We start from the raw sequence: 20,034 nt of genomic DNA on the forward strand, positions 1-20,034 counted from the left end.
CACCCCCAGAACTCAAGCACTGAATTCGTCCATAGGCCCCACACTCGGTGGGTTAGGTTGTGCGCCAGCGCTACTGATGCGGGATCTTGCCGAGGGCCTGCAGCTTGCCGTCGGGTCCGATCTGGAACTTCACCGTGCCGATTCCGGTGGGACAACAGGGTTCGTCCTTGCCGACCTGCCATTGGTACTGAACGGTGATCGTGTCGTCGGAGGGCGGCAGCACCGTGATGTACGGCTTCGGGTTCGGCGTGGGGGAGCCCAGCGGTGTGTTGTGGTCGAAGAAAAGGAGCTGCTGCGGCGTCGACTCGCTGGCGATGGTCGGGATGATCTGAACCCAGTACAGCCGGCACTTCTTGGTGTGCCCCCGCGCGATTTCGACCCACGTCGAGCCCGGCACCTCGACCGGCACCGAGGCGATGGCCTGCGGCACCGTGTCGGCGGTCGGACCGTCGGAATCCTTGCATGCATCGCCCCGCGATGCCGGCGGCGCCGTCGGTTTACCCCCACAGGCCGACACCAACAGGATCAGCAGAATCACAAATGGGCGGCGCACATTGTGAGCTTAACGAAATCTGTGAATGTCCCGTTTGTTTCATCGGAAGCGGGCTTCTGAGGGCCAAATCACCAAGGAATGCGGGTAATCTGGCCGACGTCGCGGATCAGCGCTGACCTGCGATTACCTGGCATTCCGGGGACCTCACACGCTAGCCCGGATCCGGTGAAAGGAAGCCGTAAAACGGCGGAAACATCGGACACCCGATGCCGAAACATCGTTGCCGCATTATTTGGTGCATTAGGCCCTTTGCGCGCTGGAGGGGAGGAAAGTAGGCGTGGCCACAGAGCCCCATGGTGTCCGCGGGGACGCCGTGCAGAGCATGTGCGCCTACTGCGGTGTCGGTTGCGGCATGGTGTTGCAAGTCACAGCCGACCGGGCAAGCGGCCGTCGTCACGTTACGAAAGCCGTTGGAAGCAAAAGCCACCCGGCCAACTTCGGCCGGCTGTGCACGAAGGGCACGACCACATCCGACATGCTGGCCGCGCCCGGCCGGATGGAATCGGCACACGTGCGAGCCGACCGCGGCGAGCCCCTCGAGCCGATCGACATCGACGACGCGATAACTCGGTGCGCGCAGCGGCTCCGGGCGATCATCGACCGGCACGGTCCCGACTCCTTCGCCATGTACGTGTCCGGCCAGATGTCCATCGAGGCGCAGTATTTGGCGAGCAAGCTGACTAAAGGCTTCATCGGCACCAACCAGATCGAGTCGAATTCGCGGCTCTGCATGGCCAGCGCGGGTTCCGGCTACAAGCTGTCCCTGGGCGCCGACGGACCGCCCGGCTCGTACCAGGACTTCGACGCGGCCGACGTGTTCCTGGTCATCGGCTCCAACATGGCCGACTGCCACCCGATCCTGTTCCTGCGCATGATGGAACGCGTCAAGGCCGGCGCCAAGCTGATCGTGGTGGACCCGCGCCGCACCGCGACGGCCGAGAAGGCCGACCTTTTCCTGCAGATCGCCCCCGGGACCGATCTCGCGCTGCTCAACGGGCTGCTGCACCTGATCGTCGAAAACGGCCACACCGATGCCGAATTCATCGCCGAATTCACCGAAGGCTGGGAGGTGATGCCGAGCTTCCTCGGGCAGTACAGCCCGGAACGGGTCGGTGAAATCACCGGTATCCCAAGCGAAGACATCCGCACCGCGGCGCGCTGGATCGGCGAAGCCGAAAACTTCATGAGCTGCTGGACGATGGGGCTCAACCAGAGCACCCACGGTACCTGGAATACCAACGCGATCTGCAACCTGCACCTGGCGACCGGAACGATCTGCAAACCCGGCAGCGGTCCTTTCTCGCTCACCGGGCAGCCCAACGCCATGGGCGGCCGCGAAATGGGTTACATGGGACCGGGTCTACCCGGTCAGCGCTCGGTGGCCTCGGTCGCCGACCGCGAATTCGTCGAGGACCAGTGGGGCATTCCGCGCGGATCGCTGCGCACCGAGGTCGGCACCGGCACCGTCGACATGTTTTCCCGCATGGTCGACGGCCAGATCAAGGCCTGCTGGATCGTCTGCACCAATCCCATTGCCTCCGTGGCAAACCGGAGGACCGTGCTGGCCGGTCTGGAAAGAGCGGAGCTGGTGATCGCCCAGGACGCGTTCCTCGAGACCGAGACCAACGAGTATGCCGACATGTTGTTGCCGGCCGCCCTGTGGTCGGAGGCCGAGGGGGTGATGGTCAATTCCGAGCGAAACCTGACCCTGTTCCAGCCGGCCCTCGACGCGCCCGGCCAAGCGCTGCCGGACTGGCAGATCATCGCCCGAATCGCTTGCGCGATGGGGTTTTCCGAGTCGTTCAGTTATGACTCCGCGGAGGAGGTGTTCGAGGAGATCAAACGATTCCGGAACCCCGCGACGGGCTACGACCTGCGCGGCGCCAGCTACTCTCGGTTGCACCGGACGCCGCTGCAGTGGCCGTGCCCGCCCGACGGTGCCGACCGTAACCCCATCCGCTACCTGAATGACGGTGTCAGCCAGGCCCGGCTGGTCCGCGAGGACGGCACCGCGCCCCGGCTGGCCTTCCCCACCCCGAGCGGTCGCGCGGTGTTCTTCGCCCGCCCACACCTGTTGCCCGACGAAATGCCCGACGACGACTTCCCGTTCGTGCTCAACACCGGGCGCCTGCCGCACCAGTGGCACACGATGACCAAGACCGGGAAGGTGGCCAAACTCAACAAGCTCAACCCCGGGCCGTTCGTCGAAATCCATCCCGACGACGCGGCCCGCCTACAGATCTGCGACGACGACCCTGTCGAAATCGCCTCCCGCCGCGGCCGGGCCGTGCTGCCCGCCGTGATCACCGACCGGGTCCGGCCCGGCAACTGCTTTGCGCCGTTCCACTGGAACGACGTCTTCGGCGAGTACCTGTCGATCAACGCCGTCACCAACGACGCCGTCGACCCGGTCTCCCATCAACCCGAGTTCAAGGCCTGCGCGGTATCCCTCACCAAGGTCGCCGTCGCGCAACCCGATTCGAGCGGCGCCTTGCCGGCGGGCGACGAGATCAGCGTGGCCCGCGTCGACGCCTTCGCCGAACTCCTCGGGGTGGCAAACGAACCGGCGCCGCAACTCGGGCCGCTGGGCCGCTCCTACCTGGCCGGCCTCGTCGCGGGGCTGCGCACGGAAGCGGGACGCCGCTCGGGGGTGCCTACCCTGCCCCAGAACGCCCCGTTCGATTCCACCACCCGGCTGTGGGTCGACGGCCTGCTCGCCGGGCTTTTCGCGCGCACCGAGGCGCCCCAGACGGCGCCCACACCGGCCGCCGGGCAGCCCCCGATCGCTCCACCCGACCCCGGCCCCGAACGGGCGCCCGTCGTGGTGTTGTGGGCTTCGCAGACCGGCAATGCCGAGGAACTCGCGGCCGATGTCGCCGCGCAATTGCGCGCGGCCGCCCTGCCGGTCGCGTTGCACGCCATGGACGACTTCCCGTTGCAGCAGCTTCCGGCGACGCGGGAACTGCTGCTGATCACCAGCACCACCGGTGACGGCGACCCACCGGACAACGGCACGGGGCTGTGGCGGGCGCTGACTTCCGACGACGCACCGCGATTCACCGACACCCGCTACGCGGTGCTCGCGCTGGGCGACTCCAACTACGACGACTTCTGCGGCCACGGCCGCAAGCTCGACGAGCGGCTCTCAGAGCGGGGAGCGACCCGAATCGTCGACCGGGTCGACTGCGAACCCGACTACGAAGACACCGCGGCCAAGTGGCTGGGCGGGGTCATCGAGGCGCTGGCCCGCACGCCCACACCGGTCGGCAGGACGGGCGCGGTCACCGCCCCGGTCGCCAAGCCGGCCCGGCCGGCCAACGGGGCCGGAGCCGTCGGCTACTCCAAGAAGCATCCCCTGATCACCGACATGGCGCGCAACATCAAGCTGGGCCGGCCGGAGTCGGCGAAGGACGTGCGGCAGTTGGTGTTTCGTGTGCCTGAGGACACGATCAGCTACGAGGCCGGTGACGCCCTTGGGGTGTGGCCGCGCAACAGCGACCGGCTGGTCGACGAATGGCTCTCGGTCACCGGACTCGACGGGCAAACCCCGGTCGAGGTCGGCGAGCACGGTTTGATGTCGTTGCGGTCCGCGCTCACCGAGCGGATCGAGATCGCACACATCAGCCGGGATTTGGTGCGTTTCGTGCAGGAGCGCACCGGCAACCAGAAACTTGCCGAGCTGCTCAGGCCGGAGAACAAGGCCGAGCTGAGCAACTGGACGTGGGGACGCCAGTTGGTGGACCTGCTGGCAGCTCTGCCGGTCTACGCGTCGGCCCACGAGTGGCTGCGGGTGCTCAAACGCCTTCAGCCGCGTCTCTACTCGATCTCGTCGAGCCCCAAGGAGTGCCCGGCGGAAGTCCACCTGACGGTCTCGCCGGTGCGCTACAACTTCCAGGGCGTCCCGCGCCGTGGGGTGTGTTCGACCTACCTCGCCGACCGCTCCCCCGGCGATCGCGTCGCCGTGTATCTGCAGCCGTCGAGCAACTTCCGGCCGCCCAGCGACCCGGACACCCCGATGATCATGATCGGCCCGGGCACCGGGATCGCGCCCTTCCGCGGTTTCCTGCAGGAACGTCGCGCGCTCGGCCACACCGGCCCCAACTGGCTGTTCTTTGGCGAACAGCACGCCGCGACCGATTTCTACTACCGCGACGAGATCGAACAGATGCGGGCCGACGGGCTGCTCACCGAGCTGGACCTGGCGTTCTCGCGCGACCAGCGCGAGAAGGTTTACGTGCAGCACCTGATGCGCAAGCGCGGGGACCAGCTGTGGCGCTGGCTGCAGGACGGCGCGCAGCTGTACGTCTGCGGTAACGCCGACCCCATGGCCAAGGACGTCGACCGCGCGCTCTGCGAAATCGCCGCTGAACAGGGCGGCCTCGGCCCGGATGCGGCGCGGGAATACGTGCGATCGCTGAGCGCCGACAAGCGCTACCACCGCGACGTCTACTGAGGCGCCCGGCCTGTAATACGACGGAAACGTCGCACACCCGCCGCTGAAACATCGCTGACGCAGGATTCACTCATTAGGTCGCGTACCAAAAGGAGTGACAGCGTGGCTCGCGATTCTGAAAGGCAAGTCTGCCCGCGGCGGGAGTGTCCGCTGCATCCCGACGGCAGGGCGTCGGCGCCGGGCCAAGTCGAGTGGGCAGGGTTGCCCGTCAACCTGGACATGGCGTTCTCCCGGGTGCAACGCGACAAGGTCTACGTGCAGCACGTGATGCGCAAGCAGGGCAGCCGGCTGTCGCGGTGGGTGCACAACGGCGCACGGCCCTGCGTCTGTGAAGTGGCCGCCGAGGACACTGCCGATACGGCCGCCGCTAGCAGGTAGGTGCCGAGCGGCGCCGAGAATCGTTCGCGTCCAAAGCGTCCCCGAGGGTCCAAACCGCCGCTCCCAGCAACGCAAGGTCTTTGATCAGGAACCCGCCCGTGTCGGTCAGGATGGGAATCGCTTCCGTTCGGATGTCCACAACACCCGGTGTCGTGAATAGGAAGCTCACCGTAGCCAGGAACAGTCCGATCGCGATTCCGCTGCCGACGGCCGATATCCGCGGGACAAGCGGCTTGAGCGCAATGAGGATGGCTGTGGCGATTTCGATGACACCGATCACGTCCGAGACCGTCTGCACGCCGAGGATCCGGTAGATCCATCCCATCAAAGGCTGGTTCGCGATGAGCGGTGCGATGCTGTTCGCCTCTCCGGCAGTGAACTTCGCCGCGCCTATCCATAGGATCGGCACGATCATGCCGTAACGGATCATCAGTCCGCCGTACCAAACCAAACGTTCAGCGCGATTCTTTCGAAACCCGGGGTACATCACCGCCTCCGCAATGGTGGGGCTGGGATATCGAGGTGTCGAGCCAGAAGTCGTCGGCCATGGTCGGTGAAGTTTCTGCGCGCGTAATAGTCGACGAGGTGGGCGACGTTGTTGCCGTTGGGCGCGATGACGACTTCGAGGGTGCCGCAACCGCGTGATCGGGCCCACTCGGCGCCGTCGTCGATGAGCGCGGTTGCGACTCCCTGTCGTCGATGAGCGGGTTCGACGAAGAGATCCTCGAGCTCGGCGATGGCGCCCTGTTCGAGTCCGAAGCCAAGCGTCGTGATGGCGAAGCCGACGATGTCGTGCCTCCGGCGGGCGATCGCGACTCGGGCGGTGCGCGCGTGCAGCAGCACTGCGAGATTGTCGCGAAGCTCTGAAGCCGGTGTATCGAATCCGTCTTCGATGTAGAAGGCCGTCGCCAGGTATAAAACCCGCGCAAAGTCAGCTGGCCGCGCGGCGCGGATATCAAGGCCGCTCACAGCTGCCCCCCGGTGCCGAATCCCTTGCCGCACAATCATGCTGGCCGCCAATGGCAACGTCGTCAGGTTCCGGAATGGTCACGCGTGCCAGCTTGAGACGTGGACGCGACGGCTGCCAAGATTTCCTCGATCGGCGCGATGTCGGCGGCAGTCCTGCTTTGATGTGCATAAACGATGCGCGCATCGCGGTCGACGACGAACGTGCCGCGGCCCTGCAGGAAGCCCGAATTGGCCTTGCCGACATGGCTTCCCGACCGCAGCGCATGAATCAGTTTCCGGGGTGAGAACGCAGCGTAGCGAGCGATCGAGAAGTTCCGGACGTCCGTGGCGGTCTCCAGCTCACGGTCGGAATCGCTGACGCACCGGAACGGGATGGCGCGCTCGGCGCAGGCGCACGCAGTCGTCTCGACGTCTTCGCGGTAGACGAGGACGACGTGGACTCCTGCGGCGTCGAGTTGCTGTTTGACCGAGGCGAGTTCGCGAGCCGCCTGCTGGCAGAACGGGCACCACAACCTATGGAAAGCCACCACGAGCGGACCGGTGGACAGCAACGTTGACCACTCCAGAGGCCCATCGGGGGTGGCTACGGCGATCTTGGTGGGAAATCTGGTCCCGACGGCCAGGCTCATGGAATGTCCTTCCGGGTTAGACGCGACTGTACTTCACAGTACAGTAATTGGACTGTTTGATACAGTAGTTGGGTGATTTCGAATCCGACAACCGATCGAGGACGCGCGACGGTAGGTCGCATCTTGGAAGCGGCATGCCTGCTTTTCGACAAGCAGGGCGTGCGCGCGACGACGCTCGACGAGATCGGCGCCGCCGCGGGAGTGGGTCGCGGCCAGCTGTACCACTTCTTTGCCGACAAGTCCGACTTGGTCGCCGATGTGGTGGGTTTTCAAGTGGAGCGGGTGATCTCGTCGATACAGCCGCCTTTCGACGCAATGTCAACCGCCGACGACGTGCGCGCCTGGTGCGAGGACGCCACTCGGCAAGCGGCGTCCTCGACCGATCCCGTCCGCTGCCCGATCGGATCCCTGGTCTATCAACTCGACCCCGATGCGGTGGCCGCCCGCGCGGCGCTGACGGCAGGATTTGCCCGCTGGGAAGAAATCTTCGCCAAGGGATTGCGCCGAGTGGCAGACAATGGCGAATTGCTGGCCGGCACCGACCCTTCGGTCCTGGCGGCCGGCCTACTTGCGGCCTATCAGGGCGGACTGCTGCTCGCTGACGTCAGCGGCAGCGTCGAACCTTTGCGCCGGGCGCTGCGCACGGTGACGGACGCGGCGTTGGCACCGCGTCCAAAGGCAAAATCACGCAAAGGCTAAGCCCCGCTTGATGACTCAGACGCGCGAGGAGTCGTCCTCCGCGAACTCGACTGGAGGGTAGTCGATCGGCACTTTGCTGAGATGGTGCAGGTAGTTGCTCAGCATCGTCGATAATGAGTGACCGACCAGTTCGACGATGTCGGCGTCGCTCCAGCCGGCCGCACGGACAGCGTCAAGGTGCCCGTCGTCGACACGTCCGCGAGTCCGGACGAGCTGTTGGGCAAAGCGCAGCGCAGCGGCGATCTTGGGATCGGATGCGTGCGCTGTGCGTGCGGCCGCAATGTCCTCGGCGGCAACGCCGTAGGCACGCGCGGCGGCGCTATGCGCCGCAAGGCAATAGGCGCAACCGTTCTCGTGCGACACCGCAATCGCGAGCTGCTCAGCTTCCGCGCCGGTGATGCCACCTGCGCTGAGCGCGTCGTCGAATGCCAGAACCGCTCGCGTCATGGGCAGCGACAAGGCAAGTACCGCACCGAGATTAGGCACCCTTCCCCAGTGGCGGCCGATTTCCGCCCGCGCCCGCAGCTGGTCGGGCTCAGCGGTGGACGACTCGGCGGTGGCGATAGCTGACATTGCGGCTCCTCATATCGAGCGGATGTAACTGTACTTCAAAGTACAATATCTGTACTGTGAAGTACAGTCTGCTGATGGGAGGAACCTCGTTGACTAGCCTGCACCGAGGCGAAGCCGGCGTCGCGGCTGCCGCGGTTGCGTTCGGAGTCGGCAGCGCGCTGACCGTGCTGGCGCTACGTGGCCTGACCCCGGCGGACATGCTGGTCGTCGAATTGGGCGGATCAACTCTTGTCTTCATGCTCGCCGCGGCCATCAGTGGGCAACTCCACAGCGATGGCGCCGCGCGTGCGATGGCCCAAGGCGTCATGTTGCCGGGCCTGACCTGGCTGTTGGAGAACCTCGGTTTGGCCCGGACCACCGCTACGAGCGGATCGCTGCTGCTGGGGACGGAGACTCTGATGACCGTTGCGCTGGCGGTGCTCGTGCTGCGCGAGCGGATCGGCGTGCCCGGCGCGATCGCGCTGATTCTCGGCCTGGCCGGGACCAGCCTGGTCTCGCTGGCGGCCGGCGAGCCGAATGACATAGCCGGCGATCAAACCGTCGGCAACCTCCTCGTGATCGCGGCCGTGGCATGTGGCGCGGTCTACATCATCTGGTCGCGACACACGGCCCATTCCGCAACCACGGCACTGGGACTGACCGCTTGGCAATTTGCCGGGTCCACCCTTGCCGTCAGTCCCTTCGTGGCGGTGTCGTGGGCCACCCAGCGAAGCCACTTCAGCACCGCGAGACCTGCGCACCTGCTTGCCGCCATCGCGGTGCTGGCCTCGACCATCGCGGCGATGATCGCATTCAACCGAAGCATCGCATCGGTGAGCGCCTCACGAGCCGGGCTGATGCTGAGCCTGCAACCCGTCGCCGGAGCGATCACCGGCGTGATGGTGCTCGGCGAACCGCCGCAGGCGCCCACCGCGATCGGAGGGACGCTGATCGTGCTTGGCCTATTGGTCCTTGCCAATAGACGCACCCGGCTCCGCGACCCAATCACCGCGATGAGCACGGGCGTATCAGGACAGACTTCTTAGCGAGGAGCCGGATCGACAAGAGCACTTCCGGATGCGTTCACCGCGATCGGCGCTACGGTGTTGTGATGAGCGATCCCCACACGCCGCGGATCCCGCCGGCCCTGGCCGCCCCCAGCCTGAATCGCGGCGTGGGATTCACCCACGAGCAGCGCCGGCGCCTGGGGCTGACCGGCCGGCTTCCGTCGGCGGTGCTCACGCTTGACGAGCAAGCCGACCGCGTGTGGCACCAACTGCAAAGCCTCGGTACGGATCTGGGCCGCAACCTGCTTCTCGAGCAACTGCACTACCGGCACGAACTGCTGTACTTCAAGGTGCTGGAAGACCACCTGCCCGAGCTGATGCCCGTGGTGTACACGCCGACCGTGGGTGAGGCCATTCAACGCTTCTCGGATGAATACCGCGGGCAGCGCGGCCTGTTTCTGAGCATCGACGAGCCGGACGAGATCGCGGAGGCCTTCGAGACTTTCGGCCTGGGACCCGACGACGTCGACCTGATCGTCTGCACCGACGCCGAGGCGATCCTGGGTATCGGTGACTGGGGCGTCGGCGGCATCCAGATCGCCGTCGGCAAGCTGGCGCTCTACACCGCGGGCGGCGGGATCGACCCGCGCCGTTGCATCGCGGTGTCGCTCGACGTGGGAACGGACAACGAACAGTTGCTGCAGGATCCGTTCTATCTGGGCAACCGCCACGCCCGGCGCCGCGGCGCGGATTACGACGCCTTCATCAAGCGCTACATCGAGACCGCGCACCGGCTGTTTCCACACGCGATCCTGCATTTCGAAGACTTCGGGCCGCTCAACGCGCGGCACATTCTGCAGACCTACGGCGACGACTACTGCATCTTCAACGACGACATCCAGGGCACCGGCGCGGTGGTGGTCGCAGCCGTCTACGGCGGATGCCATGTCACCGGCATCCCGATGCGCGACCAGAAAACGATCGTCTTCGGCGCCGGCACCGCCGGGATCGGCGTGGCCGATCAGATCCGGGACGCGATGGTCGCCGACGGCGCGACGGTCGAGCAGGCCAGGTCGCAGATCTGGCCGATCGACAAGCAGGGCCTGCTCTTCGATGATATGGACGACCTGCGCGATTTCCAGGTGCCGTACGCCAAGAACCGGCAGCAACTCGGGGTCGGTGCCGGGGATCGGGTGGGCCTGGTGGACGCGATCAAGCTCGCGTCGCCGACCATTCTGCTGGGCTCCTCAACGGTATTCGGGGCGTTCACCGAGAAGGTAGTGGACGCGATGACGGCTTCCTGCGAACGCCCGATGATCTTTCCGCTGTCGAACCCGACCTCACGGATGGAGGCCATGCCGGCCGACTTGCTCGAGTGGTCCAACGGTAAGGCGTTGATCACCACCGGCACCCCGGTCGCCCCGGTCGAATTCGACGGCGTCACCTACACCATCGGCCAGGCCAACAACGTGCTGGTGTTCCCGGGCATCGGGTTGGGCATCATCGTCTCCCGGGCCAGGACCGTCACCCCCGGCATGCTGCAGGCGGCAGCGAAAGCCGTTGTGCACCAGGCGTGCCCGACGAACGCCGGCGACTCCCTCTTGCCGGATGTGCAGAACCTGCGCGAGATCTCGACGGCGGTCGCCGAGGCCGTCTATCACGCTGCGGTGGAAGACGGGGTTGCCACCAAGACCCACGAGGACGTCGGGCAGGCCGTCGCCGACACGATGTGGACGCCGGTCTACGACTAGCCGCTATCGCCTGGGTGCGTCGGGTTGCCCATACACGGCGACGACGACGGTGCGGTCGAGGCTGTTGTCGGACCACACCCCGATGTTGGTGTTGGCGCAGTCCCGGATGATCGCCATGTCGTCGGGGTTGTAGTACCACTGGTTGACCAGTTCGAGGCTGCTGATCGCTATCGCGGGGTTGATCGCCACCGTTTCGGCCGCCCGGCCGTGGAAGCCGGCCGCGTTGGCGCGGTCCTGCGGCGTCGATCCGTCGGATCCGGTGTCGTCGTTGATGTTCCGGTTGCTGATCATGTCGTCCGCGTGCCATTCGGCGGCCAGCGTCAGCGCGTTGTTCCGGATGACGTCGTTCGTGCAGCCCGCCTGGTGCTGCAGGGTGTAGACGGCCGAGACGACGGCGCTGTTGAGCCGCTTGTTGTCGGCGTGCGCGGCGGGCGCCGGCAACGCCGCTGCCGCCGCCGCGATCAGCGCGGCGGACACCACCGTGACCGTTCGCATCACACCGGGTCGAACCGCGAGACCAGCCATCGGCCGTCGACCTTGTCCAGCGTCACCCGCACGACGGGTTGGGTGTCCGTGGGGGCGCCGCTGCCGATGGTGACGGTTTGGTCGACGAACGCCAGCACCACGGCGTGGTTGGCCGACGCCGAAACCGAGGCCGCCGCGTTGACTTTCGCCACCGAGGAGATGTGCTTCTCCTTCGCGCCCGGAATGACGACCTGGCGGGTCAGCTCGGTGTAGGCGTCCTTGAACTCGCCGGTCAGTCGTTCGCGCGCCGCGGCGAGATCCTTCTCCACCGAATCCGCCTTGTAGGACAACAGGGCGACCGCGTCTTCGCCGGCGACCCGCACCGATTCGGCACGTGCCCGCGCCAGGTCGTCGGCCGACCCGGCCACCCACTTGAAATAGCCCGCCCCCAACGCCAGCAGCAGCGCGACCGCGGGCAACACGCCCCGGGCGAAGACGCGCGACCAATTGATGCGCCGCCTCTCGGGCGCTTCCGAATCTTCCTCTACCGTCTCGTCTTCCGCCGCAGGCTCCACGTCCTCGTCGGCGGCGGCCTCGATGTCGTCGCGCAGTGTGGTCATGGCACAAACACCACGCTCGACACCTTTGCGTCGTCACCGACGGACCGGACCTCGATTCGCATCCGCCATTCCCGCGGCGCCTCCTCGCCGCCGGCGGTGCGGGACTTGACCGCGACCGCGACCAGGACCTGCGCGGAGTCGCCCCGCTGGGATTCCAGGCCGGCATCGGTGACGGTGCCTTCCGATTTGGACTGTGCCGCCTTGACGACCTCGACGAAGGGCTTGGACCGCTGCTCGAAGTCGTCGCGGAACGCCCCGGTGGACAGGTCGAGGATGCGTTGCACGTCGGCGTCGACCTGGGCGTAGTTGATGGTGGTCAGGTTCACCGCGCCCTGGCGGGCGACCTGAACGAACAAGTCGCGCTGGGTGTCGGCCTCGTGCTTCTCGTAGGCCCGGTAGCCCAGCCAGCCGGCCAATCCGGCCAGCGCCGTCACCACCGCGGCGGCGGCCAGCACTGCCGTTGCGGCGCGCGAGAGCCGGGGGGTGGCCCGGCGCCGCCAGCGCGCAAGCCGCTTCTCGGGTTCTTGGGTGTCTTCGGCCATGTTGCTCCTTCGATTGCTTACGGCGTCGGGACTAAAAGCGATTGCCAGTTCTTGGCGCGAGGGTGCGCCAAATCGGCTTCGGTGTAACGGTGTCCGTCGGGCCCCACGTAGTCGCCGGTGGCGGGGTCGTAGGTCGCGACGGCGAGCGGCGGCGGCGCCGGTGCCGGGGGCGCGGTGCCCCGCGGCGGGGGCAGCCGCGGGTCTTGTCCTGGCGGATACATCGGGACACCCTGCCCGCTGTAGGTGGCGTTGGGGTCTCCCTTCCAGTTGTAGCCGTCGTTGAGCGGCACATACTCCTCGTCGCTTTCACACAGCTCGACGGTGGGCGCCCGCTTCCATGGCTTGGCCTCGCACGGAATGTTGCGCACGCCACGGACATTGAACTCGGAATCTTGCGGCACCCGGCAGAACAGGTCCGCGGCGGGACGGTCCGGCGCGTCGACGCTGGCCGGTGAGCGGCGCTGGGTCGGCGGGAGATAGCCCGTCGTGCACGGCGGCGGCAGGTTGATGTTCAGGTTGAAGTCCAACTGGGCGCCCCGGTACTCCTGCTTGGTATTGGAGCTGGGCACGACGATGGCCGCCATGGCAGCGATGCCTTGGGGGAACAGCACGAGCAGTTGTTCGATGTCGTGGCGGTACACGACGGCGATGTCGCCGAGGCTGACCAGGTTGGCGAACAACACCGGCACCGCCGGCGCGACCCGGTCGAACAGGGCGCGGCCTTCCTCCAGCCCGGAAGTGCCCTGCGTCAACAGGTCCCGCAGCGCCGCGTCTTGCGCCTTGAACTGTGCCGTGATGGCCGCCGTGCGATTGGCCCACGTGGCAATGTCGTCCGCCGTCTGCACCTGGGAGTTCAGCACCGCCGGGGACTGGTCGATCAGGGCGGCCAGCGGGTCGGCCGTCCGGCCCCCGGCGATGGCCAGCGCGGTGGACCCGTCGACGATCCGCGACAACTCCGGCCCCAGGCCGCTCACCGCGCGGTTGGTCTCGTCGATCACCGTGTGCAGGTTGTCCCGCGGGATCGCCTGCAGCGCACGGTTGGTCAGGTCGAGCAGGTGGCCGATGTCGACGGGTACGTCGACGCGGCCGGCGGGGATGACGTCGCCCGAGGCCAGCGACCGGAGGTGTTCTCCTTCCTTGCCCGGCCGCGGGGTCAGCTCGATGTATTGCTCGCCGATCGCCGAGCGGCTGTGCACCGACGCCTCGACGTCGGAGGGCACCTTGACCCCAGATATCAGGGCGAGCACCGCACGCACCCCGGTGGCGGTGACCTCGACCGACTTGACCTGGCCCACGTCGGTGCCGCGGTAGGTGACAACGGAGGTCTGGTAGAGCCCACCCGACTGCGGCAGGTCGACCGAGACGTTGTATTCGCCGATCCCGAACAGCGTGGCGGGCAGCTTCATGAAGTTGAAAGCCATTGCGCCACAAGAAAGCACGGTCACCAGCGTCAACATCGACAGCTGGATCCAGGTGCGGCGGTTCAGGCGCAGCATCAGTATCCCCCGAAGTGATACGGATAGGTCAGCGGGTTGCCCCCGGTGACCGGGCTGGGCTGCATGCCGATCGTGCGCCCCCACTGCAGTTCGAGCTGGGTGAGATTGCCCTCCCATCGGGAGCCGGTGAAGAGCCCTTGGTCGATGCGGCTCAAGGTCAGGTCGACCACCAGGGTGAGGTTGGCGTAGTCACCGCGGAACCAGTTCCGCACGGTGGACGCCGGCCACGGGTAGGCCACCAGGCCGTCCAGGCCCCTGGTGAGCGACGGCCCGGCATCGGCCAACGACCGCAGCACCGGCGCGATGTTGCGCAGGTTGTTCACCAGGGATTCCCTGCTCTGGTGGATCGTGTCCGCCGCGAGCGCGCTGAACTTGCCGAGTTGGTCGATGGCATCGGCGATCTTGGTGCGCTCCTCGGCAAGTAGCGCAAGCGCTTTCGGAACGGTGGTCAACGCCTTGTCGACGACGGGGTCTTTGTCGGCGACCTGGCCCGCCAGCGAGTTGAGGTTCTCGGAGGCGGCGATGATGTCGTCGGTCTGGGCGTTGGTGCCGGCGATGAACTGGTCGAGCTGGCCGAGCAGGCTGCGCATGTCGTTCTCGCGGCCCGCGAAGGCCTTGGCGAGCGCCTGGGTGATTTCCTGCAGCTGACCCAGCCCGCCGCCGTTGAGCAGGATCGACACCGAGGCCAGGGTCTGCTCGGTGGTCGGATAGGTGCTCGCGCGCGGCAGCGAGATCACCGAACCGTTTTTCAGTTCACCCACGGGCGGCTCGTCTTTGGGCGGTGCGAGTTCGATGTGCATCGAGCCCAGCAGGCTGGTCTGCCCGAGCTTCGCGGTCGAATTGGCCGGCAGCCGAACGTCGCCGTTGATCCGCATGGTGACCAGCGCGTGCCAATCCTGGAGCTCGATCTTGGTCACGTTGCCGATGTTGACGTCGTCGACGCGAACCCTAGTGTTCTCCTGAATCGTTGCGACGTCGGGCATTTGCGCCTGGATGGTGTAGGAGCCGGGTCCCCCACCCGCGGTGCCGGGCAGGGTGAACGAATTCAGGCCCTTCCATCCGCAGCCCGACACCGCGGCGAGGCAGGCGAGGCACAGCGCCGCCACCATCGCGCGTCTCATGATGCCCCCGTCGGAAGCATCAGGTCACGCAGCACTTGCGTCGAGTCGACCGTGCCGTTCGGCGGCGGTGGCGCCTCGCCGGGCGGTGGCGCCTCGGTGGGCGCCGGCTGCTCGGCGGCCGCGGGCGGCTGGGGCGGCGCGGGATCCGTCGGCGCTTCGGGGGGCGTGTAGCCCGGCCGCAACCGGTCCTCGCTGTAGGTGATTTCGCTCGGCCGGGCCTGCGTCCCGACGAACGGGTTCAGACCGAACGGAAGGTAGTTGTAGATGCGGTTTTTGATGATCGGGTTGATGTATTGCAGGCACAGCTTCGACACGCGGTCCAGGCGCAGCCGGGAGGCCGCCTCGATCGAGCTGCAGATCCATTGCGGGATGTCGGCGAAGTTGTTCAGCGCCATGATGCCGGTCATGGCGCTCTGCGCCGGCTGGTAGATGTTCAGGAAATTCTGGAACACCGTCGGGGCGATGTGCAGAATCTGTTTGACGTCGGCGCGGCTGTCGTTCAGCGCCGTGGTGATGGACGCCAGCCGGTCGGACGTGACGCCAATGGCTTCCCGGTTCTCGGACAGGAAGTCGCGAAGATCCGTCAGCGCCCCATCGAGGCCCTTCACCGCGTTCGCCACCTCGTTGGGGGTGTTCGACAGCACCGTCGTCACGCTGGCCAGGTTCTGGTTGAACGAGGCCAGCAGATCGCTGCTGGAGTGCAGCGCCGACACCAGCAGCTGCAGGTTGCGCACAGTGCTGAAGATGTCTTCGGCGTGATCGCCCAGCGCCGAAATCGCCTCGGACAGCTTCAATACCGTGTCGCGGGCCGTGTCGCCCTCGCCGCGCACGTTGTCGGCGCCGGAGTTGATGAACTCGCCGAGCGAGTTCACGCCGCCCGGAGCGGTGGGCTGCAACGCCTCGGTCAGCTTCTCCAGCTGCCTGCGGAAGTCGTCCCATTCGACTGGAACCGCGGTGCGGCTCAGGGGAATCGAGGCGCCGGGGCTCAGCTTGGGGCCGCCGGAGTACGCCGGGACGAGCTGGATCGCCCGCGAGGTCACCAGCGACGGCGACAGGATCGCCGCGCGGGCATCGGCAGGGACCGCGTACTGCTTGTCGACGGAGAAGGTCACCTTGGAGCTGGCGGGCTGTGGCTCGATCCTGTCCACCACGCCCACCGCGACGCCCAGGATGCGGATCTCGTCGCCGACGAACAGGCCGTTCGCCTCCGCGAAATAGGCCGTGTACGTGTTCCTTTCGACCTGCCTCAGCAACTTGGCGCCGACGAGGAACGACGCCACGACGAGGGTGGCGACCAGGCTGATGCCGGTCACCGTCTGCAGCGTCCGGCGACTCATCGCTGTCCCCCCGCATCCGCCGGAGCGAGCTCGGGCGGTGGGCCCGGCGCGGGGCCCGGGGAGGGCGGTTGCGACCAGATGGGATGCGGCGCGTTCTCGGGCGGCACGGGCGGGCTGCCGGTCGGCGGGTCCACCGACTCCGACGGCAGCCCCTGGTTGGGATCCAGGAACCGGTCATACATCCGCGCGTCGATCGTCGGGCCGCTTATCTGCCCCGGGATCAGGTTGGCCACGTATGCCTTGAAAAACGGCCCCGAGCCGAGGCATTCACCGAACGACATCGCGTAGCGCTTGAACTTCGGCAGGGTCTTCTGCAGGTCTTCCTTGCGGTTGTCCAGCACCTCGAGCACCCCGTTGAGCTTGTCGAGGGCGGGCTTGAGCTGGGTCCGGTTGTCGTCGACCAGCCCCGAAATCTGATGCGACACCGCCGTGATGTTGTTCATCAGCGCGTCGAGAGAATCCCGTTCGTCCAGCAGCGCGGCGAGCAGCGCGTTGGAATCGGCCACCAGCGTGGCGATCTGCTGGCTGCGCTTGCCGAGCACGCCGGAGACCTTGTTGGCGTTGCCCAATAGACTGCGCAGCTGCGCGTCGCGATGGTTGAGGGTCTCGGAGAACCGGGCGACGCCCTGTAGCGCGGGTTTGAGGTCGGCCGGGGTTTCCTTGAACGTGTTGGCCAACGTCGTTAGCGCCGAGGACAATTGGGTAGTGTCGAGCCCGCTGATCGTCGTCGTCAGGTCACCCAGCGCGTCGGGAAGGTCGTAGGGCGAGTGGGTGCGTTCCAGCGGGATGGGGCCGTTCAGCCGTCCGTCGCCGCGCGAGGTTAGCTCGAGCATCTTGCTGCCCAACACCGTCTCGGTCTTGATCGCGGCTTCGGTTCGGTCGCCCAGCTCGATGGCTTTGCGGACGGTGAAGCCCACCCGGACCTTGGTGCCCTCCAGGCGGATGTCGGAGACCCTGCCGACGCCCATCCCCGAAACCCGGACCGTGCTACCGGTTTTGATGCCGCCGGCCTCGGAAAAGTAGGCCGCATAGTCGTTGGTGTTCTTGACGAACGGCAACTTGTCGTACTGGAAGGCCGCGACGGTCACGCACACCAGGACCGCGGTGCCGATCACGCCGATCGTGACGGGGCTCCGTCCCGCGAGCGGCCTTATCTTGGGTAGCTTCATTGCGGCGTGCACCGCCCGCTGGGCTGGCCGAACAGCTTGACGAAGATGGGGTTGCCGCCCTTGCCGTTGAGCTTGAGCAACACTTCGCAGAAGTAGAAGCCGAAGTAGTCGCCGTTCAGGCCCTGCCGGGACAGCACCTGGTAGATGTCGGGAAGCTGCTTGAGCAGGTTGTCGACATAGTCGCGGTCGGACATCACCTGCCCCGACATCCGGTCGGTCTCGTGCACCACGTCCTTGATCGGCTGGCGGGCCTGGACGAGCAGGTCGGCGACCGACCCGGCCGCCGCGTTGATGTAGGCCAGCCCGGTGGAGATGTCGTCCCTGCGCTGCGCCAGGCCGTTGACGAACTGCGAGAGCTTGTCCAGGCCGTCGGAGAACTCGCGGTCGCGGGTGCCGAAGGTGTGCAAGACGGTGTTCAGGTTGGTGATCAGCTCGCCGATCAGTTCGCTGCGCCCGGCCAGGGTCGACGTCAGCATCGAGGTCTGCGCCAGCACCGAGGCCAGGGTGCCGCCCTGCCCTTGGAAGATGCGCAGCAACTCGCCGGACAGGGCGTTGACCTGATCGGGGTCCAGCGCCCGGAACAACGGCCGGAAGCCCCCGATCAGCGCGTCGATGTCGAGGGCGGGCGACGTTCGCGCCAGCGGAATCGTCGCGCCCGCCGGCAGGCGCCAGGGGGACCCTGGCCCGTCTTCGAGCGCGAGATAGCGGTCCCCGATCAGGTTTTCGTAGCGCACGACGGCCTTGGTGCCGTCGGTGAGCCGCACGCCCTTGTCCACGGCGAAGCCGACGGTGACGGTGCCGTCGCGGTGCAGAGTGAGGTCGCCGACCTTGCCGACCTCGACCCCGGCGATGCGCACGAAGTTACCGGACTTCAGGCCGGATATGTTCGTGAAGACCGCCTGGTAGCCGGTGCGGTCCTCGAAGCGCAGCTGGCCGAACACGGCGATCAAGGTAAACGTGAACACCAAGCAGACCGCCGTGAACAGCGCGACGCGCGCGAGGATGGCGGACATCTTCCGTCGTCTCATGGCGGTGGCCGTCCCCCGCGATACCAGTAGTGGGGTGCTTCGGGCGGGTTCTTGGTGGTCGGGAACCAGTTGGCCCACCACGGATTTCCGGCGGCCACATTGGTGCGGATCTCGTCGGGCGCGGCGCCCCAACCGGTGTCGGTGACCAGCGCGCGAACCGGGAAGTTCGCGCTCGGGTCGGGCAGCGACCCGCAACTGGGCTTACCACCGGGACCGCCCGTGGCGTTGACCTTGGGTAGGTGTCTTGGGTAGCGGTACGGGTCGTCACCGAACAGCAGCGCGGAGTCGAGGATCACCGAATAGCCGTTGCCGCCCAACGCGTCCCGGCCGCCATGGTCCACATACCATTGCGCACCCTGGAACAGGCACGTGAAGGTCGGTGAGTACTTGTTCAGCAGCGCCGTGGTCGGATCGACCAGGTTGAAAGACCGGACGATGTTGGCCTCGCTTCTGCCGATGACGTTGATGCCGGTCTGGCTGAAACCCGCCGCCGACAACAGCAGCGAATCGAGCGACCGCTGGTTGTCGGTCAGGGTGGTGCTGCTGGTTGTCGCCGAGTCGAGGATCGACAAAATATCCTGCGCCGCATTGGAATAGGCGGCCGTCGTCTTGCCGAACAGCCGCCAGTCGGTGTGGATGGTGTCCATCCGCGGGTTGACGCTCAGCAACAGGTCGTTCGCGTCGGTGATGGCCTCGCCGATCCGTTCACCCTTGCCGCGTACCGACTCCGCGAACGCCGACAGGATCGAGTTCAGCTTGGCGGGATCCAGGGCCTTGACCACGGCCTGCAGGTTCTCGAACACCGTGTTGACTTCCACGGTGACGTTCCGGGAGCGCAGCACCGCGCCGGGCTTGAGCGGTGTGGCGCTGGCGTGGTCGGGCACGATCAGGTCGACGTACTTGGACCCGAACGCGGTGGTCGATTTGATCTCCGCCTCGAGGTTGCTCGGCAGGTATTTGAACGGACCCGGTTGCATCTTCAATTGCAGCTGTGCGGCTTTCACGTCGGTGCCGATCGAGGCGACCTGGCCGACCTGCACCCCGCGCAGCTTGACCTTCGCGCCCGGTTCCATCACCAGGCCCGCGCGGTCGGACACCAGCGTGAGCGGGATGAACTCCTGGAACTTGCCGGAGAACGACGCCGCGGTCAGCGCAACCAATATCCCGACGACGATGAACAGCGTCGGCGCCCACCAGATCGGATCGATCCTGCTGCTGCGGACCCTGTTTCGCGCGCGCGATCCGTCGTCACGATGATTGCTCAT

Annotated in this window: 19 protein-coding genes; 5 read left to right on the forward strand and 14 right to left on the reverse strand. The window is 66.5% G+C overall.

Annotated elements, in window-relative coordinates; all coding sequences use genetic code 11:
• Positions 1-70 precede the first annotated feature (70 nt).
• Positions 71-523 (reverse strand): LppP/LprE family lipoprotein, encoded by a 453-nt coding sequence (locus N415_RS26990; RefSeq protein WP_239645716.1) that lies wholly within the window; start codon positions 521-523, stop codon positions 71-73.
• Positions 524-875: 352 nt separating this feature from the next.
• Here N415_RS26990 and N415_RS26995 point away from each other — a divergent pair, with 352 nt between their 5' ends.
• Positions 876-5,006, forward strand: a complete 4,131-nt coding sequence (locus N415_RS26995) for a bifunctional nitrate reductase/sulfite reductase flavoprotein subunit alpha (RefSeq protein WP_068188325.1) — start codon at positions 876-878, stop codon at positions 5,004-5,006.
• Between the two features lie 102 nt (positions 5,007-5,108).
• A complete protein-coding gene (locus N415_RS31735) occupies positions 5,109-5,384 on the forward strand; it encodes a hypothetical protein (protein WP_068188327.1) in 276 nt (91 codons plus the stop codon).
• On the opposite strand, the gene N415_RS27005 is transcribed toward N415_RS31735, so the two are convergent.
• The 3 genes from N415_RS27005 to N415_RS27015 are packed head-to-tail and all read right to left on the reverse strand — an operon-like array spanning position 5,374 to position 6,982.
• On the reverse strand, positions 5,374-5,814 hold the full coding sequence (locus N415_RS27005) for a DUF417 family protein (protein WP_081665549.1): 441 nt from the start codon (positions 5,812-5,814) through the stop codon (positions 5,374-5,376). The genes N415_RS31735 and N415_RS27005 overlap by 11 nt on opposite strands.
• Before the next feature lie 56 nt (positions 5,815-5,870).
• Positions 5,871-6,410, reverse strand: coding sequence for a GNAT family N-acetyltransferase (locus N415_RS27010; RefSeq protein WP_204366846.1), 540 nt, complete (start codon positions 6,408-6,410; stop codon positions 5,871-5,873).
• 5 nt (positions 6,411-6,415) lie between these two features.
• Positions 6,416-6,982, reverse strand: coding sequence for a peroxiredoxin-like family protein (locus N415_RS27015; RefSeq protein WP_068188336.1), 567 nt, complete (start codon positions 6,980-6,982; stop codon positions 6,416-6,418).
• A gap of 123 nt (positions 6,983-7,105) precedes the next feature.
• Here N415_RS27015 and N415_RS27020 point away from each other — a divergent pair, with 123 nt between their 5' ends.
• A complete protein-coding gene (locus N415_RS27020) occupies positions 7,106-7,681 on the forward strand; it encodes a TetR/AcrR family transcriptional regulator (RefSeq protein ID WP_161630362.1) in 576 nt (191 codons plus the stop codon).
• A gap of 15 nt (positions 7,682-7,696) precedes the next feature.
• Here N415_RS27020 and N415_RS27025 read toward each other — a convergent pair whose 3' ends face one another.
• Positions 7,697-8,254, reverse strand: a complete 558-nt coding sequence (locus tag N415_RS27025) for a carboxymuconolactone decarboxylase family protein (protein ID WP_068188339.1) — start codon at positions 8,252-8,254, stop codon at positions 7,697-7,699.
• A gap of 74 nt (positions 8,255-8,328) precedes the next feature.
• On the opposite strand from N415_RS27025, the gene N415_RS27030 reads away from it, so the two are divergent.
• Positions 8,329-9,279, forward strand: coding sequence for a DMT family transporter (locus tag N415_RS27030; RefSeq protein WP_152531603.1), 951 nt, complete (start codon positions 8,329-8,331; stop codon positions 9,277-9,279).
• Positions 9,280-9,344: 65 nt separating this feature from the next.
• Positions 9,345-10,991: an NAD-dependent malic enzyme gene (locus N415_RS27035; RefSeq protein WP_068188344.1), complete on the forward strand. Its 1,647-nt coding sequence runs from the start codon at positions 9,345-9,347 to the stop codon at positions 10,989-10,991.
• A gap of 3 nt (positions 10,992-10,994) precedes the next feature.
• On the opposite strand, the gene N415_RS27040 is transcribed toward N415_RS27035, so the two are convergent.
• From N415_RS27040 to N415_RS27080, 9 genes are read right to left on the reverse strand one after another with little or no spacing between them, the layout of a single operon-like run.
• Positions 10,995-11,486 (reverse strand): CAP domain-containing protein, encoded by a 492-nt coding sequence (locus tag N415_RS27040; protein ID WP_068188347.1) that lies wholly within the window; start codon positions 11,484-11,486, stop codon positions 10,995-10,997.
• A complete protein-coding gene (locus N415_RS27045; protein ID WP_068188350.1) occupies positions 11,486-12,076 on the reverse strand; it encodes a hypothetical protein in 591 nt (196 codons plus the stop codon). The genes N415_RS27040 and N415_RS27045 overlap by 1 nt, the downstream gene beginning before the upstream one ends.
• Complete coding sequence (locus N415_RS27050) at positions 12,073-12,618, reverse strand: Mce protein (protein ID WP_239645715.1); 546 nt, start codon at positions 12,616-12,618, stop codon at positions 12,073-12,075. The genes N415_RS27045 and N415_RS27050 overlap by 4 nt, the downstream gene beginning before the upstream one ends.
• 17 nt (positions 12,619-12,635) lie before the next feature.
• Positions 12,636-14,114 carry an MlaD family protein gene (locus N415_RS27055; RefSeq protein ID WP_068188356.1) on the reverse strand — a complete coding sequence of 493 codons (1,479 nt, stop codon included), beginning with the start codon at positions 14,112-14,114 and terminating at the stop codon, positions 12,636-12,638.
• On the reverse strand, positions 14,114-15,235 hold the full coding sequence (locus N415_RS27060; protein WP_068188359.1) for an MCE family protein: 1,122 nt from the start codon (positions 15,233-15,235) through the stop codon (positions 14,114-14,116). Before N415_RS27060 ends, N415_RS27055 begins: the two co-directional genes overlap by 1 nt.
• Positions 15,232-16,572 (reverse strand): MCE family protein, encoded by a 1,341-nt coding sequence (locus tag N415_RS27065; RefSeq protein ID WP_068188362.1) that lies wholly within the window; start codon positions 16,570-16,572, stop codon positions 15,232-15,234. The genes N415_RS27060 and N415_RS27065 overlap by 4 nt, the downstream gene beginning before the upstream one ends.
• Complete coding sequence (locus N415_RS27070; protein WP_068188365.1) at positions 16,569-17,741, reverse strand: MCE family protein; 1,173 nt, start codon at positions 17,739-17,741, stop codon at positions 16,569-16,571. The genes N415_RS27065 and N415_RS27070 overlap by 4 nt, the downstream gene beginning before the upstream one ends.
• Entirely contained in the window at positions 17,738-18,769 is a 1,032-nt protein-coding gene (locus tag N415_RS27075; RefSeq protein ID WP_068188368.1) for an MCE family protein, read from the reverse strand. The genes N415_RS27070 and N415_RS27075 overlap by 4 nt, the downstream gene beginning before the upstream one ends.
• On the reverse strand, positions 18,766-20,034 hold the full coding sequence (locus N415_RS27080) for an MCE family protein (RefSeq protein ID WP_068188371.1): 1,269 nt from the start codon (positions 20,032-20,034) through the stop codon (positions 18,766-18,768). Before N415_RS27080 ends, N415_RS27075 begins: the two co-directional genes overlap by 4 nt.

Source organism: Mycobacterium sp. UM_CSW, assembly GCF_000455205.1.
Lineage (GTDB): Bacteria > Actinomycetota > Actinomycetes > Mycobacteriales > Mycobacteriaceae > Mycobacterium.

Coding starts and splice junctions, on each gene's coding strand:
- N415_RS26995 (WP_068188325.1), top strand. CDS start 876: ATGTGCGCCTACTGCGGTGTCGGTTGCGGCATGGTGTTGCAAGTCACA.
- N415_RS27005 (WP_081665549.1), bottom strand. CDS start 5,814: ATGATCCGTTACGGCATGATCGTGCCGATCCTATGGATAGGCGCGGCG.
- N415_RS27015 (WP_068188336.1), bottom strand. CDS start 6,982: ATGAGCCTGGCCGTCGGGACCAGATTTCCCACCAAGATCGCCGTAGCC.
- N415_RS27025 (WP_068188339.1), bottom strand. CDS start 8,254: ATGTCAGCTATCGCCACCGCCGAGTCGTCCACCGCTGAGCCCGACCAG.
- N415_RS27030 (WP_152531603.1), top strand. CDS start 8,329: ATGGGAGGAACCTCGTTGACTAGCCTGCACCGAGGCGAAGCCGGCGTC.
- N415_RS27035 (WP_068188344.1), top strand. CDS start 9,345: ATGAGCGATCCCCACACGCCGCGGATCCCGCCGGCCCTGGCCGCCCCC.
- N415_RS27040 (WP_068188347.1), bottom strand. CDS start 11,486: ATGCGAACGGTCACGGTGGTGTCCGCCGCGCTGATCGCGGCGGCGGCA.
- N415_RS27045 (WP_068188350.1), bottom strand. CDS start 12,076: ATGACCACACTGCGCGACGACATCGAGGCCGCCGCCGACGAGGACGTG.
- N415_RS27050 (WP_239645715.1), bottom strand. CDS start 12,618: ATGGCCGAAGACACCCAAGAACCCGAGAAGCGGCTTGCGCGCTGGCGG.
- N415_RS27055 (WP_068188356.1), bottom strand. CDS start 14,114: ATGCTGCGCCTGAACCGCCGCACCTGGATCCAGCTGTCGATGTTGACG.
- N415_RS27060 (WP_068188359.1), bottom strand. CDS start 15,235: ATGAGACGCGCGATGGTGGCGGCGCTGTGCCTCGCCTGCCTCGCCGCG.
- N415_RS27065 (WP_068188362.1), bottom strand. CDS start 16,572: ATGAGTCGCCGGACGCTGCAGACGGTGACCGGCATCAGCCTGGTCGCC.
- N415_RS27070 (WP_068188365.1), bottom strand. CDS start 17,741: ATGAAGCTACCCAAGATAAGGCCGCTCGCGGGACGGAGCCCCGTCACG.
- N415_RS27075 (WP_068188368.1), bottom strand. CDS start 18,769: ATGAGACGACGGAAGATGTCCGCCATCCTCGCGCGCGTCGCGCTGTTC.
- N415_RS27080 (WP_068188371.1), bottom strand. CDS start 20,034: ATGAGCAATCATCGTGACGACGGATCGCGCGCGCGAAACAGGGTCCGC.